A 14,890-nucleotide genomic window follows, 5' to 3' on the forward strand; every position below is an offset into this window, starting at 1 on the left:
GCGGAGGGCGTCGCGGCGTGCCGTGCGCCGTCGTGTGCCCGTCCGCCATCTCTCCGCGCGCAACTCCATGCCATGCAAGGCGCGCGGGGCGCGCGATGGAGCCGATGCGATGTTGAACCGTTGTTCCCTTTCCCTGATCTCCGCGGCGGTGGCCGCGGCCCTGCCCATCGTGGCACTGGCCCAGTCGGCCACCGACCTCGACGAAGTGGTGGTCACCGGCACCCGCACCGAGGTGGCCCTGGCCGAAAGCCTGGTGCCCGCCCAGGTGATCGACCGCGCGCAGATCGAGCGCAGCCAGGCGCGCGACCTGATCGGCCTGTTGCGCGGGCGCGCCGGCATCGACGTCGGCAACACCGGCGGCCGCGGCAAGCTCAGCAGCCTGTACCTGCGCGGCGCCGAGTCCGACCACGTGCTGGTGCTGGTCGACGGCATCAAGATGAACTCGGCCACCGCCGGCATGCCCGCGATCCAGGACCTGCCGCTGGCGCAGATCGAGCGCATCGAGATCATTCGCGGCCCGCGCTCGAGCCTGTACGGCTCCGAGGCGATCGGCGGCGTGATCCAGATCTTCACCCGGCGCGCGCAAACGCAGGGTTTGGCGCCAAGCCTCACCCTCGGAATGGGCAGCCACGGCAGCCGCGAGCTGGGCGGCGGCTTCGACCTGCGCGGCGCGCGCGGCTGGCTCGGCGTGCACGGCGCCTACGATTCCACCGACGGCTTCAACGCCTGCCGCGGCTCGGGCGCGCTGTTCCAGGGCTGCTTCGCCGACGAACCCGACGACGACGGCTATCGCAACGTCTCGCTGGGCCTGCGCGGTGGAGTGCAGATGGGCGAGGCGTTCGAGCTGGAGGGCAGCTTCCTGCAGGCCGATGGCGACACCGAGTTCGACGGCTCCTGGACCAACCGCTCCGAGGTGCGCCAGCAGGTCAGTGCGCTGCAGCTGCGGCATGCGCCGCAGGGCGGGCGACTGGAACTCACTGCGGCCCTGGGACGCAGCCAGGATCGCTCCGACGACTACCAGGCCGAGGAGCTCCGCAGCGCCTTCGTCACCCGCCGCGACAGCGCTTCGCTCCAGGGCGACCTGCAGCTCCGCCCCGGCCATCTGCTGACCGCGGGCGTCGACCATCTGGACGACCAGGTCGACAGCCTGGTCCCCTATACCGTCGATGCCCGTGACAACACCGGCGTGTTCCTCGCCTACGACGGTCGCGTCGGCAGGCAGCGGCTGCAGGCCAGCGTACGCAACGACGACAACGCGCAGTTCGGCAACCATCTCACCGGCAGCCTCGGCTGGGGCACGGCGCTGGGCAACGGCCTGCGGTTGTCTGCCAATGCGGCCACTGGCTTCAAGGCGCCGACCTTCAACGACCTCTACTACCCCGGCTCCGAAAGCCCTTGGCTGCAGCCGGAAACCTCGCGCAGCCTCAACCTCGGCCTGTCGCGCACCGCGGCCGGCCACCGCTGGTCGCTGGACGTGTACGAGAGCCGCATCGACGACCTGATCGTGTTCGTGTACCCGCCGCCGGACTTCCTCGGCGTGGGCAGCAACATCGACCAGGCGCGCATCCGCGGCGCCGAATTCACCGTCGACACCGCGTGGGCAGGCTTCGACCTGTCGGCCCAGCTCAGCCACACCGATCCGCGCGACCGCAGCGGCAGCGCCAACCACGACCGGCTGCTTGCGCGGCGCGCGCGCACCACCGGCCGCATCGACATCGACCGCGACTTCGGCCCCCTGCGCGCGGGCCTGAGCGTGCAGGGCGCCGGCGCGCGCTACGACGATGCTGCCAACCGCGTGCGCCTGGGCGGCCACGCGACCACCGACCTGCGCCTGGAGTACGACCTCGGTCGCGACTGGAGCCTCGCCGCGCGCGCCAGCAACCTGTTCGACCGCCAGTACGAGTCGGTGGCCTGGTACTACCAGCCCGGGCGCGAGTACCAGCTCACCCTGCGCTGGCGGCCCGCGCCGCGCTGAGCCCTTGCACTGGCCCCGCCCATCGCGCGCCTGGTGCCCGCGGTGGGCGCGGTCAGTGCAGCACGGTCCCGCCGGGGGCGGAGAGCATGCGCGGGTCGCGCAGCGCGCGTACGCCCTGCAGCACCGCGACCAGCTCGCGGTAGCTGGCGGCCAGGCGCGCGAACAGCTCGGCATAGGCGTCGCGCCCTGCTTCGGCCACGCCCTGGTAGGCGCCGCGCCCCAGGTCGACGAAATAGTCCACGCTCACCCGGCGCCGCTTCGCCAGCGCCGGGAACAGCCCGGCCACCAGCAGGCAGCGGTCGCCCACGTCGCGCAGCGCATCCGCGCGCGCGCTGCCCGTCTGCTGCTGGGCGTCCAGCCATTCCAGCGCCTGGATCCGCGCCAGCAGCCGCTCGTCTCGCTGGTGGCGCAGCAGCACGAACACCAGATAGCTTTCCTGCGACTCGTCGAGTGCGCGACCGCCGCCCTCGCAGGCCTCACGGATCGCCGATTGCCACAGTTCGGCCGCGGCCCCCTGTCGGATATCGCCCACGCCAGTCCTCCGGTTGCACGCGCCGAGACTAGCGCCGGCGCGCGCGGAGGTGTTGTCAGCAGTCGGGTCGCGCTGCTGCCAGCACGAACGCCTCGCCGGGCTGCAGCAGCGCGCGCAGGTCGCCGACCACGCGCCAGGCGCCGGCGCCATCGAGGTCGAAGTCGCGCCGGTAGCCATAGTCGACCAGGGCCAGCGGCATCGCCGCGGCCGCGGCAGCGTCTGCGTCGGTGCGCGAATCGCCGACCATCAGGCACTGCTCCGCTGCCAGGCCAAAGCCCTCGGCGATGTGCAGCAGCGGGCGCGCATCGGGCTTGCGCTCGGGCAGGGTGTCGCCGCCGACGATGGCCTGGAAACAGTCTTCCCAGCCGAGCGCCTCGAGCAATGGCGCGATGAAGCGCGCCGGCTTGTTGGTGCAAAGGGCGATGGGCACGCCCCGTGCCTGCAGCGCCTGCAGCGCTTCGGCGGCGCCCGGATAGGCCACGGCCTGGCGCGGCAGCGATTCCCCGTAATGCCGCATCAGCAGCGCATACGCCGCCTCGAAGCCGTCGCCGTCCGGCAGCGTCGCACCGGCGTGGTCGAGCGCGCGGCGCAGCAGCAGGCGCGCGCCATCGCCGATCCAGCTGCGCTCGGTGGACTCGTCCTGCGCGGCGTGGCCCAGCGCCAGCAGCGTGCGGTTGACCGCCTCGGCAATGCCGACGGCGCTGTCGATCAGGGTGCCGTCCAGGTCGAACAGCACGGCGCGGAACGGAAATGTCATCGGTCGACCATCGGCAGGGGGCCGGCCAGTGTATCGGCCTCGCGCAACCGGCTCAGGCGCAGGTCGCGGCCTCGAACAACTGCGCCTGCACCGCGCGCTCTTCCGGATCGTGGAAATTCGACAGGCCCACGCCCACCAGCCGGTAGCGGGTGGCCTGCGGCAGCGCCACCCGCGCCAGCAGCGACAGCGCGATCGCGCTGAACGCATCCAGCGTCGCCGGTGGCGTGTCGGGCGTCAGGCTGCGGGTGAGGATGCGGAACTGCGCGGTCTTGAGCTTGAGCACCACGGTGCGGCCGACGCGCGGCGTCTTGCGGGTGGAATGCCAGGCCTTCTCCGCGATGCGCCGCACGTGCGGCGCCAGCTCGTCCAGCGGCAGGTCCTGGGCGAAGGTGTCCTCGGCCGAGATCGACTGCACCGGCTGGTCGGGTTCGACCGGCCGCTCGTCGATGCCGCGCGCGCGCCGGTACAGCGACGCGCCGTAGCTGCCAAAGCGTGCCTGCAGCGCCTCCAGCGGCAGCCCGCGCAGCTCTCCCACCGTGCGCACGCCCAGTTCCTCCAGCTTGCCCTGCATCACCTTGCCCACTCCCGGAATGCGTCCCACCGGCAGCGGGGTGAGGAAGGCATCGACCTGTGTTGGCCGGACCACGAACACGCCGTCGGGCTTGTTCCAGTCCGAGGCGATCTTGGCGATGAACTTGTTGGGCGCGACGCCCGCGGATGCCGTGAGCCGCGTTTCCTCGCGGATGCGCGCGCGAATCGCCTGCGCGGTGGCGGTGGCGCTGGGCGATGCGATCTTGGGCGCGGTGACGTCGAGGTAGGCCTCGTCCAGCGACAGCGGTTCGACCAGGTCGGTGTGCTCCAGGAAGATCTCGCGGATCTGCCGCGACGCCGCCTTGTAGCGCGGGAAGTCCGGCGGCACGAACACCGCGTCCGGGCACAGCCGCTCGGCGCGCATGGCCGGCATCGCCGAGCGCACGCCGTAGCGCCGCGCTTCGTAGGAAGCCGCGCACACCACCGAACGCGCGCCGCGCCAGGCCACGACCACGGGGCGGCCGCGCAGCGACGGATCGTCGCGCTGTTCCACGGATGCGTAGAACGCGTCCATGTCGATGTGGATGATCTTGCGCACGGCTGCGCCATTCTAGTGCGCCGCCGCGAGGCGGCCGCTGCCCTGCATCCGGGTCCGGCCTTCGGACGGACGCCACGCCCTGTCGGCCGGGGATCGCTTTTCGCTCGGTCAGGGCCGCTGCGCGGTCCGGCCCGGCAAAGCATACCGGGCGCTCGCGTGGATGCGCGGCATGCCGCGCAAGCCATCCACGCTTTCCCTGCCCTGACTCGCGCGCAAAACATCCATGTTTTGCTTTCCGCGACCCCCGGCCGCCAGGACGCGGCTCGCTGCTGCTCCTGCTGTGATGCTTCGGCGGGAGCTTCTTTCGAAGCCGCGACAGCAACTGGGCGATGGTCGTTCCGGGCTGGGGGTTGCGCAAAGCAGCGCATGGATGCGCTGCGGCGGCGAGTCAGCCATGGATGGCTGACCGAGCCGAAGAGCAACCCCCAGCTCGGAACGACCCCAACCGGAGGCCCGGATCCACCGTCGTCAATCCTTTCGCAATGCGGAGAACACCCACAAAAAAGCCCCGCAGGCAGGGGGGGCCGGCGGGGCTCGGGGAACGGGACTCGGGGAGAAGTCTTACGTTCCGGATCTTCCCCAGGGGAATGGGAGGAGATCAGCGACAGACCTTGCATCTGTCGCGACCTATATGACCACTTCCAACATTGAGACTTCGTGAAGAAGACGCTATGCCGTCCGAATAATTCAGCCACCGTTTACCCGGTGGATTCCCGGACAATATCCGTGCCGAAAGTCATGACTTATGCCGAGATACGCGCAAAGCGTGATCGGGTCCGCATCAATGGGCCTGATCCCAGTTGGTGCCCACGCCAGAGTCCACCACCAGCGGAACACGCAGTTCCGCTGCTGCCGCCATTCGCGCCGAAGCCTCGCCCACGAGCACGTCGACAAAGGCCTCGTCGACCTCGAATACCAGTTCGTCGTGCACCTGCAGGATCATCTGTGCCGCGCCGCCCTGGGCCGCCAGCCAGCCGTCGATGTCGATCATCGCGCGCTTGATGATGTCGGCCGCCGTTCCCTGCATCGGCGCGTTGATCGCGGCGCGCTCGGCGCCGGCGCGCTGGGCCTGGTTGCCGCGCTGGATGTATTCCAGGTAAAGACGCCGGCCGAACACGGTTTCGACGTAGCCCTGCTCGCGCGCCTGCTGGCGGGTGCGCTCCATGAAATCGCGCACGCCCGGATAACGCGAGAAATAGGTGGCGATGTATTCCTGCGCCTCGCCGCGGCCGATGCCCAGGTTGCGCGCCAGCCCGAACGCGCCCATGCCGTACATCAGGCCGAAGTTGATGGCCTTGGCCGCGCGCCGCTCGCTGGTCGTCACCTCCTCCAGCCGGCGGCCGAAGACCTCGGCGGCCGTGGCGCGGTGGATGTCGGCGCCGGCCGCGAAGGCCTCGAGCAGGCCGGCGTCCTCCGACAGGTGGGCCATGATCCGCAGTTCGATCTGCGAATAGTCGCAGGCGACCAGGCGCCGTCCCGGCGGGGCGATGAAGGCCTTGCGGATGCGGCGGCCGTCCTCGGTGCGGATCGGGATGTTCTGCAGGTTGGGATCGCTGGAGGCCAGGCGGCCGGTGGCCGCGCCTGCCTGGTGGTAGCTGGTGTGCAGGCGGCCGGTCCCGGGATTGATCATCTCCGGCAGCTTTTCGGTGTAGGTGCTGCGCAGTTTCGCCAGGCCGCGGTATTCGAGGATCACGCGCGGCAGCTCGTGCTGGTCGGCGATCGCCTCCAGCGCCTCCTCGTTGGTGCTGGGCTGGCCCTTGGGCGTCTTCACCAGCGCCGGCAGTCCGAGTTCGTCGAACAGCAATGCCTGCAGCTGCTTGGGCGAGTCGAGGTTGAAGCTGCGCCCGGCCATCTGGGTGGCAGCCTGCTGGGCGGTGAGCATCCGCCGCGAGAGGTCGGCGGTCTGCCGGCGCAGCTCATCCGCGTCGATCATCACGCCATTGGCCTCGATGCGCGCCAGCACCTGCACCAGCGGCATCTCGATGTCGCGGTAGACCGACTGCAACGAAGGCACCTGCGCCAGGCGCGAGGACAGCTCACCGTGCAGGCGCAGGGTGATGTCGGCGTCCTCGGCGGCATAGCCGGTGGCGTCGTCGATCGCGACCGCATTGAACGGGATCTGTTTCGCGCCCTTGCCGGCCACCGCTTCGTAGGGGACGGTCTCGTAGCCGAGCAGGCGTCGCGCCAGCGAATCCATGTCGTGGCGCTGGCTGGAGTTGAGCACGAAGCTCTGCAGCATCGTGTCCTCGGCGTAGCCGTGCACCTCGATGCCGTGGCGCCGGAACACGTGCAGGTCGTACTTGCCGTGCTGCCCGATCTTGCGCACCTGCGCGTCCTCGAGCAGCGGGCGCAGCGCCTCGAGCGCGGCCCCGCGATCAAGCTGCGCCGGCACGCCGGGATAGTCGTGTCCCAGCGGCAGGTAGGCCGCGCGCCCGGACTCGGCAGCGAAGCTGATGCCGATCAGGTTGGCCCGCAACGGATCGAGCGAATCGGTTTCGGTGTCGAGCGCGAAACAGCCGGCCTGGCGCAGTTCGTCGATCCAGGTCGCCAGCTGCCCGGCATCGAAGATCGTCTCGTAGCTGCCCGGTGCCGCCAGCGCCGGATCGGGCAGCGGCTCGTCCGGCGAGGCCGGCGCGGCATAGCGGCCGCTGCCGCGCGCCCGTCCCGGCTCCTTCTCGGCGGCGTCGGCGACGCTGCCGCCGTCGAGTTCCCTGAGCGCCTGGTTGAAGCCGTAGCGCGCGTACAGCTCGCGCAGCGCCTCGACGTCGCGCTCGCGCAGGGCCAGCGTCTGCGGCGTGGCATCCAGCGCGACGTCGAGCTTGATCGTGGCCAGCTGCCGGCTCAGCGGCAGCTGCCCCAGCGCCTCGCGCAGGCTCTCGCCGATCTTGCCCTTGACGCCATCGGCGCCGGCGATCACCGCGTCGAGGGTGCCGTGCTCGGCCAGCCACTTGGCGGCGGTCTTGGGCCCGCACTTGGGCACGCCGGGAATGTTGTCGACGCTGTCGCCCATCAGCGCGAGCATGTCGACGATCTGGTCCGGGCGCACGCCGAACTTCGCCATCACCGCCTCGACGCTGTCCAGGCGACTGCCGGTCATGGTGTTGACCAGTTCGACCAGGCCCTGGCCGGGCGCCGGCTCGCGCACCAGCTGCGCGAAATCCTTGTCGCTGGTGGAGATGGTGACGTCGATGCCGTCCGCCGCGCCCTGCACGGCCAGGGTGCCGATCACGTCGTCGGCTTCCACGCCCGGCTCGCGCAGGATCGGGAATCCCAGCGCCTCGACGATCCTGCACATCGGCTCGACCTGGGTGCGCAGGTCGTCGGGCATCGGCGGACGGTTGGCCTTGTAAAGCGGGTACAGCGCCTCGCGGAAGGTCGGACCGCTGGCGTCGACCACGAAGGCGACGTAGTCCGGCTTCTCCTTGAGCGTGGCGCGCAGCATGTTGACCACGCCGAACAGCGCGCCGGTCGGCTCACCGTCGCCATTGGTCAGCGGCGGCAGCGCGTGGAAGGCGCGGAACAGATAGGAGGAACCGTCGATCAGTACGAGTCTGGGCATGGACTGATTCTACGCGCGGCATGGGCCGGGCCCGGTCGACCGGATCCCACGCGGCGCGCCCGGGCCGGCGCTGTCTTCACGCTCGCCCCGCCTTGATCGGGCATGCGCATAATGAACGTCCAGCCACGCCGGATGATCTCCATGCACGCCAGTCGCCTGCTCCTGCCCCTCGCCCTGTCTGCGCTGCTGACCCTGGGCGCCTGCGCCACGACTGCGCCTGCGACGGTCGAGATCCCGCCGGGCGCCGAAGAGAACGTGCGCACCGAGGCCAACGGCGACGTGATCACCGAATACCGCGTCAACGGCGATCTGCGCGTGGTCCAGGTGCAGCCTTCGCGCGGGCCCACCTACCTGCTGTACGTCCGCGACGGACGCGTGCTGTCCACGCGCGAAGGCGACGATTCGCCGCAGACCTATTTCAAGCTGTTCGGCTGGTGAGCTGGGCGCGCCTGGGCAGTCGGCCACCAGGCCTGCACGCATGAACCCGCCGTTGAACGTCGCATTGGTCGGCTACGGCTACGCCGGGCGGGTGTTCCACGCACCGCTGGTCGCGCATACGCCAGGGCTGCGGCTGCACACCGTGGTGTCGAGCGATGCTGCGCGCGTACAGGCGGATTTCCCGCAGGCCGACGTGGTCGCGGATCCGGCAGCAGCGTTCGCGCGGCCCGACATCGATCTGGTGGTCATCGCCGCGCCCAATGCGGTGCATGCGCCGCTGGCGATCGCGGCGCTGCAGGCCGGTCGCCACGTGCTGGTCGACAAGCCCTTCGCCACGACCCTGGAGGAAGCGCGACAGATTGCTGCCGCGGCGCGGGCCGCCGGGCGCATCGCCAGCGTGTTCCAGAACCGGCGCTGGGACGCGGATTTCCTCGCCCTGCGCGGACTGCTGGACTCCGGCGCGCTGGGCGAAGTGGCCGAGCTGCATTCGCACTTCGACCGGTTCCGGCCGCAGGTGCCCGACCGCTGGCGTGAGCGCGCCGGTCCCGGCGCCGGACTGTGGTTCGACCTGGGGCCGCACCTGGTCGACCAGGTGCTGCAGCTGTTTGGCCCGCCGCTGTCGGTGCAGGCGGATATCGCCGTGCAGCGCGAGGGCGCGGTGGTCGACGATTTCTTCCATGTTGTGTTGCGCTACCCGCGCTTGCGCGCGGTCCTGCATGCGGGCGTGCTGGTGCCGGCAAGCGGCCTGCGCCTGGCTGTGCACGGCACGCGCGGCAGTTTCATCAAGCACGGGCTCGACCCGCAGGAAGCCGCGCTGCGCGATGGCATCGCACCCGACGGCCCGGACTGGGGCCTCGATGAACAGCCCGGCCTGCTGACCACGATCGACGGGGATGGTCGCGCGCTGGAGCGCGTGTTTCACGGACCGCCCGGCGACTATCGCGCCTGCTACGCCGCTATGCGCGATGCCGTGCTCGGGCGTGGCCCGCCGCCGGTGGCGATCGAACAGGCGCTGGCGGTGATGCGCGTGCTCGAGGCCGGATGCGAAAGCGCTGCCGGTGGCCGCGCGATCGCATTCAATTGAGCGACGCGCTCAGCGCACCACGAGCACCGGCAGGTGCCCGCGGCTGACGACCGACTGGGTCTGGCTGCCCAGCAGCAGTTTGCGCAGCCCACGGTGGCCGTGCGAAGCCATCACGATCAGGTCCGCGCCACAGCTGGCGGCGGTTTCCAGGATGGCCTCGTCGGCCAGGCGTTCGGGCACGTAGACGGTGTCCAGGGCCACGCCGCTGTGCGTCGCCCGCGCCCGTGCGTCATCGATGACCGACTGCGCCTGCGCCTGCTTTTCCCGGCGCCGTTCCTCGCGCAGCTCGGCGCCCAGCGCCATTCCCGATGGCTCGGCTGCCATCATCGCCTGCCAGGGATCGGACACCGTCACCAGGGTCGCCCGGGCCTGCAGCGCCGCGGCCAGCGCGAGGCCGGCGTCGAGGCCCTTGCCGGCCAGCTCAGAGCCATCGCTCGCGATCAGGATATGCCTGTACATCGAAGAACACCTCCGCTGTCGTGGACGCTGCATGGAACCACGCCCGGCCCCTGCATGCATTGATCCGGAGCAAGCCCGGCTTGCCGGCCGCACTCAGCCCGGCTTTACGCCATGTCCGCCAAAGCCCGCGCGCATCGCCGCCAGCATCCGGTCGGCGTAGGCATTGTCCTGGCGCGAGCGCAGGCGTTCGATCAGCGACTGGGTGATGACCGGAGCGGCCACATCCAGTTCGATCGCCTCGGCGACCGTCCAGCGTCCCTCGCCCGAATCGGGCACCCAGGGCGCGATGCCTTCCAGCGTCGGATTGTCCGCCAGCGCCGCCGCGGTGATGTCGAGCAGCCACGAGCGCACCACGCTGCCGTGCCGCCACAATTCGGCCAGGCCGGCGATGTCGGGGATCAGATCGGGCCGACGCTCCAGGATCGCGAAGCCCTCGGCATAGGCCTGCATCATTCCGTACTCGATGCCGTTGTGGATCATCTTCGCGTAGTGGCCGGCGCCGTCCGGGCCGACGTGGGCCCAGCCGCGCTCGGGCGCGGGCGCCAGCGAGCGGAACAAGGGCGTGAGCGCGGCGGCGGCATCGGCGTCGCCGCCGACCATCAGGCTGTAGCCCTCGTCTAGCCCCCACACGCCGCCGCTGGTGCCGACGTCGACATAGGCGATGCCCGCCTCGCGCAGGGCCTGCGCGCGGCGCTGGCTGTCGCGGTAGAAGGAATTGCCGCCGTCGACCAGCACATCGCCCGGCGACAGCAGCGGACGCAGCGCCTCGATCGTGGCGTCGACCACCGCGCCGGCGGGCACCATCATCCACAGCGCGCGCGGGGTGCCGCTGCGCTCGGCCAGTCCGTCGAGCGTCGTTTCGGTGGCGATGCCATCCGCCGCCAGCGCTGCGCGCGCGTCCGCCGATGGATCGAATCCAGCGACCTCATGCCCATCGCGCTGCAGGCGCCGCGCCATGTTCGCGCCCATCCGGCCCAGTCCGATCATGCCCAGCTGCATCGAATGCTCCTTGCCTCGTGGTCAGGCCATGATGATGCATCACGCCGCGTAAGCGCTGCATGCCCGCGCCGCGACAGCTGCCCAACCAGCCCGGGATGCAGGTTTTCACATGTCGTGCAGGGCTGCGCCGCAACACTTGTCGACATGTACGGACGTGAGCGACGCCAGCGGCAGGAAGATGCGCGCGCGCTGCGCGAGGGCCTGACGGCTGCACAGCTGCAGGCGCTGGAGACCCTCGAGCACTTTCACTGGACGCTGGAGTTCGTGCGTCGGCCGATGTTCGAGGACCCGATCCCGGTGGTCATCGACCGTTACGGCGAGCGTTACGCGGTGCTGCGCGCGGACGGCAGCCTGGATGAATCGCCGGGCTTCCCGATCCGCAAGTAAGGGCATCGCCGCTGCGCCGCTACCCCGGCGTCAGGTTGGCGTACGCCAGCACCAGCCACTTCGATCCGGCGTCATCGAAGTTCACCTGCACGCGCGCATGCGCGCCGCCTCCTTCGAGGTCGGTGACCACGCCACTGCCGAATTTGGCGTGCACCACGTTCTGGCCAAGTCGCAGTCCCGGTGACTGGTCGAGCGAGGCATGGCCCCAGTCGCGGCGCGGCTGCGGCGTGAACGCCGGGCGCGAGACCTGCACGCGCGGACGCACCTCGTGCAGCAGCGTTGCGGGAATCTCGCGCAGGAAGCGCGAAGGCATGCCGTACATGTCCTGGCCGTGCAGGCGTCGCGACTCGGCGTAGCTGAGCACCAGCTTCTGGCGCGCGCGGGTGATGCCCACGTAGGCCAGCCGGCGCTCCTCCTCCAGGCGCCCGCTCTCCTCGATCGAGCGCGCGTTCGGAAACAGGCCTTCCTCCATTCCGGCCAGGAACACCAGCGGGAACTCCAGACCCTTGGCGCTGTGCAGGGTCATCAGCTGCACCCCGTCCTCGCCCGCCTGGGCCTGGCCTTCGCCGGCCTCGAGCGAGGCGTAGGCGAGGAAGGCCACCAGTTCGCTGAGCTGCGCCGCATCGTCCTCGTCGCCCCTGACAAAGCGCGAGGCCACCGACACCAGCTCGTCGAGGTTGTCCACGCGCGAATCGGCCGCGCCCTTGGATTCGTTGGTGTAGTGCACGCGCAGGCCCGAGCGCAGCAGCACGTGGTCGATCTTGTCCTTGAGCGGCAGTTCCGCCGCTTCGCCCTCAAGCGCGTCGACCAGCGTGTGGAAGCCGGCCAGCGCGTTGCGCGCGCGCGCCTGCAGCGCGGCGCCCTGCTGCACGCGCAGCGATGCCTCCCACAGCGTGATGCCGCCGGCGCGCGCCTGCCGCCGCACTTCGTCCAGGGTGCGCTCGCCGATGCCACGCGTGGGCGTGTTCACCGCGCGCTCGAACGCCGCGTCATCGGCGCGATTGGCGACCAGCCGCAGGTAGGCCAGCGTGTCCTTGACCTCGGCGCGCTCGAAGAAGCGCACGCCGCCGTACACGCGGTAGGGCACCTGTTCGGCGAGCAGCGTTTCCTCGAACGCGCGCGACTGCGCGTTGCTGCGGTAGAGGATCGCGCAGTCGCCGTGGCTGCCGCCGCCCTGCACCCACTGGCCGATGCGCTCGACCACGAAGCGCGCCTCGTCGATCTCGTTGTAGGCCGAGTACAGGTCGATCGGCTCGCCTTCGCCGCTGTCGGTCCACAGCTGCTTGCCCAACCGCTCGGGGTTGTGCGCGATCACCGCGTTGGCCGCGCCCAGGATGTTGGCGCTGGAGCGATAGTTCTGCTCAAGGCGGATGGTCTGCGCGCCGGGATAATCGCGCAGGAAGCGCTGCATGTTCTCGACCTTGGCGCCGCGCCAGCCGTAGATCGACTGGTCGTCGTCGCCGACCACGAACACCTGTCCCTGCTCGCCGGCCAGCAGCCGCACGAAGCCGTACTGGATGGCGTTGGTGTCCTGGAACTCGTCCACCAGCAGTTGCCCGAAGCGCTGCCGGTAGTGCGCCAGCAGCGCCGGCGTATCGCGCAGCAGCTCGTGCGCGCGCAGCAGGATCTCGGCGAAATCCAGCAGCCCGGCGCGGTCGCAGCGCTCCTGGTAGAGCGCGTAGCTCTTGAGCATCACCTCCGACCACTCGTCGCCGCCCGACTGGATGTTCTGCGGCCGGCGGCCCTCGTCCTTCTGCGCGTTGATCCACCACGCGATCTGCCGCGGCGGGAAGCGCGCCTCGTCGAACTCCAGCTGCTGCACAACCCGCTTGACCAGGCGCAGCTGGTCGTCCGAATCCAGGATCTGGAAGCCTTCGGGCAGCCTGGCGTCCTGCCAGTGCAGCCGCAGCAGGCGATGGGCGAGGCCGTGGAAGGTGCCGATCCACAGGCCGCGCGCGCCGTTGCGCAGCTGCGCGTCGATGCGGTGGCGCATTTCGGCCGCGGCCTTGTTGGTGAAGGTGACCGAGAAGATGCCGTGCAGCGGCACCCCGACCACCTCGTGCAGCCAGGCGATGCGGTGGGTCAGCACACGGGTCTTGCCGCTGCCGGCGCCGGCCAGGACCAGGTAATGGCCGGGCGGTGCGGACACGGCTTCGCGCTGGGCCGGGTTCAGCCCATCAAGCAGGTGGGAAACATCCATGCGCCCATTCTAGGCGACCGCTGTCGCAGCCCCGGGAACCCCGGCCGGCCGTGCGTATCTCAGGAGGCCCGTTCGGCCCCAGCATCGGCCGCGTCCGCGTGCTGGCCGCGGTAGAGCAGGCGCACCAGCGGCGAGGCCATCACCGTGGTCACCAGGGTGACGGCGAACAGCATGGTAAACAGCGCCGGCCCGATCAGGCCGGCGTCGTAGCCGATCTTGATCACGATCAGCTCCATCAGGCCGCGCGCGTTCATCAGCGACCCGACCGCCAGGCTGTCGCGCCAGCCGTAACCGTTCAGTCGCGCGCCCGCCGCGCAGCCCACCACCTTGCCGGCGATGGCCACCAGCAGGATCAGGCCGAACGCGCCGATGCCGGCGCTGCCAAACGCATCGGGCGTCGCGCCCTGCCCGGCCACCACGAACATCACCGGCATCAGCAACCCGATCGCCAGCGGCTCGATGCGCCTGGCGAACCAGTGCAGCAGGCGGTCGTCGCGCGGCAGGCAGGTGCCGAACAGGAAGGCGCCGAAGATGGCGTGCAGGCCGATCCATTCGGCGAACGCGGCGCAGGCCAGCAGCCCCAGCAGCACCGGCGTGAGCGCGGATGCGCGCGGCTCGCCGTCGAGCGTGGCCGGGCGCAGGAGGCGGGCATACACCGGCTTGAGCAGCCCGAAGGTCACCACTACCAGGGCGACCGCGCCTGCGACCGTCAACGCGACCCCGCCTGCCGAGCCGCCGCCGGCCAGGGCCAGCACCGCGGCCAGGAAGATCCACACGACGCCGTCGTTGACCAGTCCAGCGGCCAGCGCGAGCCGGCCCGGCGTGGAGCGGGTCAGGCCGCGGTCCTTGAGGATGCGCGCCAGCACCGGGAATGCGGTGACCGAGATCGCTGCAGCGATGAACATCGCGAACGGCCAGTAGCCGACGCCATCGGGTGCGAACGCGCGATACAGCGACGGCGCGATCGCCAGCCCAAGCGCGAACGGGAGCACGATGCCGAACCCGCCGATCGAGATCGCGGCACGCACCTGCCTGGCGCTGCCCTCGGGCGCGCGCAGCTCGGCGCCGATGATGAACATGAACAGGCTCACGCCCAGCGTGCCCAGGCCCGCGAGCATCGGCAGAGACGCGGCCGGGAATACGGCCGCATGCACCTGCGGTGCCCACGCCCCGAACACCAGCGGCCCCAGCACCAGGCCCGCGGCCATCTCGCCGATCACCGGCGGCTGGCCGAAATGGCGCAGCACGGCGCCGCAGAGCTTGGCTGCGGCGAGCACCAGCACCAGTTGCAGCAGGAGCAGCAGCATCGGGCTCACGCCGACACCTGCGCGCGGCAGGCGACGATTCGGCAGGACCGGCCCGGACCCACGT

Annotated in this window: 12 protein-coding genes; 4 read left to right on the forward strand and 8 right to left on the reverse strand. The window is 70.5% G+C overall.

Translation table 11 applies throughout. From position 1 onward, the window contains the following. Positions 1–109 precede the first annotated feature (109 nt). Complete coding sequence (locus ACW5EG_RS13410) at positions 110–1,975, forward strand: TonB-dependent receptor domain-containing protein (RefSeq protein ID WP_457021861.1); 1,866 nt, start codon at positions 110–112, stop codon at positions 1,973–1,975. 52 nt (positions 1,976–2,027) lie between these two features. Here ACW5EG_RS13410 and ACW5EG_RS13415 read toward each other — a convergent pair whose 3' ends face one another. The 4 genes from ACW5EG_RS13415 to polA form a co-directional block, all read right to left on the reverse strand. Continuing rightward, a complete protein-coding gene (locus ACW5EG_RS13415) occupies positions 2,028–2,507 on the reverse strand; it encodes a hypothetical protein (protein WP_457018892.1) in 480 nt (159 codons plus the stop codon). A 55-nt stretch (positions 2,508–2,562) separates the two neighbouring features. Next, on the reverse strand, positions 2,563–3,264 hold the full coding sequence (gph, locus tag ACW5EG_RS13420; protein ID WP_457021863.1) for a phosphoglycolate phosphatase: 702 nt from the start codon (positions 3,262–3,264) through the stop codon (positions 2,563–2,565). 52 nt (positions 3,265–3,316) lie between these two features. Continuing rightward, complete coding sequence (dinB, locus tag ACW5EG_RS13425) at positions 3,317–4,393, reverse strand: DNA polymerase IV (protein ID WP_457018894.1); 1,077 nt, start codon at positions 4,391–4,393, stop codon at positions 3,317–3,319. 781 nt (positions 4,394–5,174) lie between these two features. After that, positions 5,175–7,952, reverse strand: a complete 2,778-nt coding sequence (polA, locus tag ACW5EG_RS13430; protein ID WP_457018895.1) for a DNA polymerase I — start codon at positions 7,950–7,952, stop codon at positions 5,175–5,177. A gap of 141 nt (positions 7,953–8,093) precedes the next feature. On the opposite strand from polA, the gene ACW5EG_RS13435 reads away from it, so the two are divergent. Together ACW5EG_RS13435 and ACW5EG_RS13440 are read left to right on the forward strand one after the other, a co-directional pair. Continuing rightward, positions 8,094–8,390, forward strand: a complete 297-nt coding sequence (locus ACW5EG_RS13435; RefSeq protein ID WP_457018896.1) for a DUF2782 domain-containing protein — start codon at positions 8,094–8,096, stop codon at positions 8,388–8,390. Between the two features lie 40 nt (positions 8,391–8,430). Beyond that, positions 8,431–9,474: an oxidoreductase gene (locus tag ACW5EG_RS13440; RefSeq protein ID WP_457018897.1), complete on the forward strand. Its 1,044-nt coding sequence runs from the start codon at positions 8,431–8,433 to the stop codon at positions 9,472–9,474. A gap of 9 nt (positions 9,475–9,483) precedes the next feature. Here the strand turns inward: ACW5EG_RS13440 and ACW5EG_RS13445 are convergent, their stop codons facing one another. Together ACW5EG_RS13445 and gnd are read right to left on the reverse strand one after the other, a co-directional pair. Then, a complete protein-coding gene (locus ACW5EG_RS13445) occupies positions 9,484–9,933 on the reverse strand; it encodes a universal stress protein (RefSeq protein ID WP_457018898.1) in 450 nt (149 codons plus the stop codon). A 93-nt stretch (positions 9,934–10,026) separates the two neighbouring features. Continuing rightward, positions 10,027–10,932, reverse strand: coding sequence for a phosphogluconate dehydrogenase (NAD(+)-dependent, decarboxylating) (gene gnd, locus ACW5EG_RS13450; protein WP_457018899.1), 906 nt, complete (start codon positions 10,930–10,932; stop codon positions 10,027–10,029). 144 nt (positions 10,933–11,076) lie between these two features. Between gnd and ACW5EG_RS13455 the strand changes: the two genes are divergently transcribed. Then, the gene (locus ACW5EG_RS13455) at positions 11,077–11,319 is read left to right on the forward strand and encodes a hypothetical protein (RefSeq protein WP_457018900.1); all 243 of its coding nucleotides are present in this window, start codon (positions 11,077–11,079) and stop codon (positions 11,317–11,319) included. Between the two features lie 19 nt (positions 11,320–11,338). Here the strand turns inward: ACW5EG_RS13455 and uvrD are convergent, their stop codons facing one another. Both uvrD and ACW5EG_RS13465 read right to left on the reverse strand, forming a co-directional pair. Then, positions 11,339–13,519: a DNA helicase II gene (gene uvrD / locus ACW5EG_RS13460; RefSeq protein WP_457021865.1), complete on the reverse strand. Its 2,181-nt coding sequence runs from the start codon at positions 13,517–13,519 to the stop codon at positions 11,339–11,341. Between the two features lie 59 nt (positions 13,520–13,578). Further along, positions 13,579–14,835, reverse strand: coding sequence for a cation:proton antiporter (locus ACW5EG_RS13465; RefSeq protein ID WP_457021867.1), 1,257 nt, complete (start codon positions 14,833–14,835; stop codon positions 13,579–13,581). Positions 14,836–14,890: the final 55 nt, after the last annotated feature.

The organism is Luteimonas sp. A611 (assembly GCF_054072715.1).

Excerpts from the sequence above, each read along its gene's own strand:
- ACW5EG_RS13445 (WP_457018898.1), bottom strand. The coding sequence starts at position 9,933 with ATGTACAGGCATATCCTGATCGCGAGCGATGGCTCTGAGCTGGCCGGC.
- ACW5EG_RS13455 (WP_457018900.1), top strand. The coding sequence starts at position 11,077 with ATGTACGGACGTGAGCGACGCCAGCGGCAGGAAGATGCGCGCGCGCTG.
- ACW5EG_RS13410 (WP_457021861.1), top strand. The coding sequence starts at position 110 with ATGTTGAACCGTTGTTCCCTTTCCCTGATCTCCGCGGCGGTGGCCGCG.
- gph (WP_457021863.1), bottom strand. The coding sequence starts at position 3,264 with ATGACATTTCCGTTCCGCGCCGTGCTGTTCGACCTGGACGGCACCCTG.
- polA (WP_457018895.1), bottom strand. The coding sequence starts at position 7,952 with ATGCCCAGACTCGTACTGATCGACGGTTCCTCCTATCTGTTCCGCGCC.
- gnd (WP_457018899.1), bottom strand. The coding sequence starts at position 10,932 with ATGCAGCTGGGCATGATCGGACTGGGCCGGATGGGCGCGAACATGGCG.
- ACW5EG_RS13435 (WP_457018896.1), top strand. The coding sequence starts at position 8,094 with ATGCACGCCAGTCGCCTGCTCCTGCCCCTCGCCCTGTCTGCGCTGCTG.
- uvrD (WP_457021865.1), bottom strand. The coding sequence starts at position 13,519 with ATGGATGTTTCCCACCTGCTTGATGGGCTGAACCCGGCCCAGCGCGAA.
- ACW5EG_RS13440 (WP_457018897.1), top strand. The coding sequence starts at position 8,431 with ATGAACCCGCCGTTGAACGTCGCATTGGTCGGCTACGGCTACGCCGGG.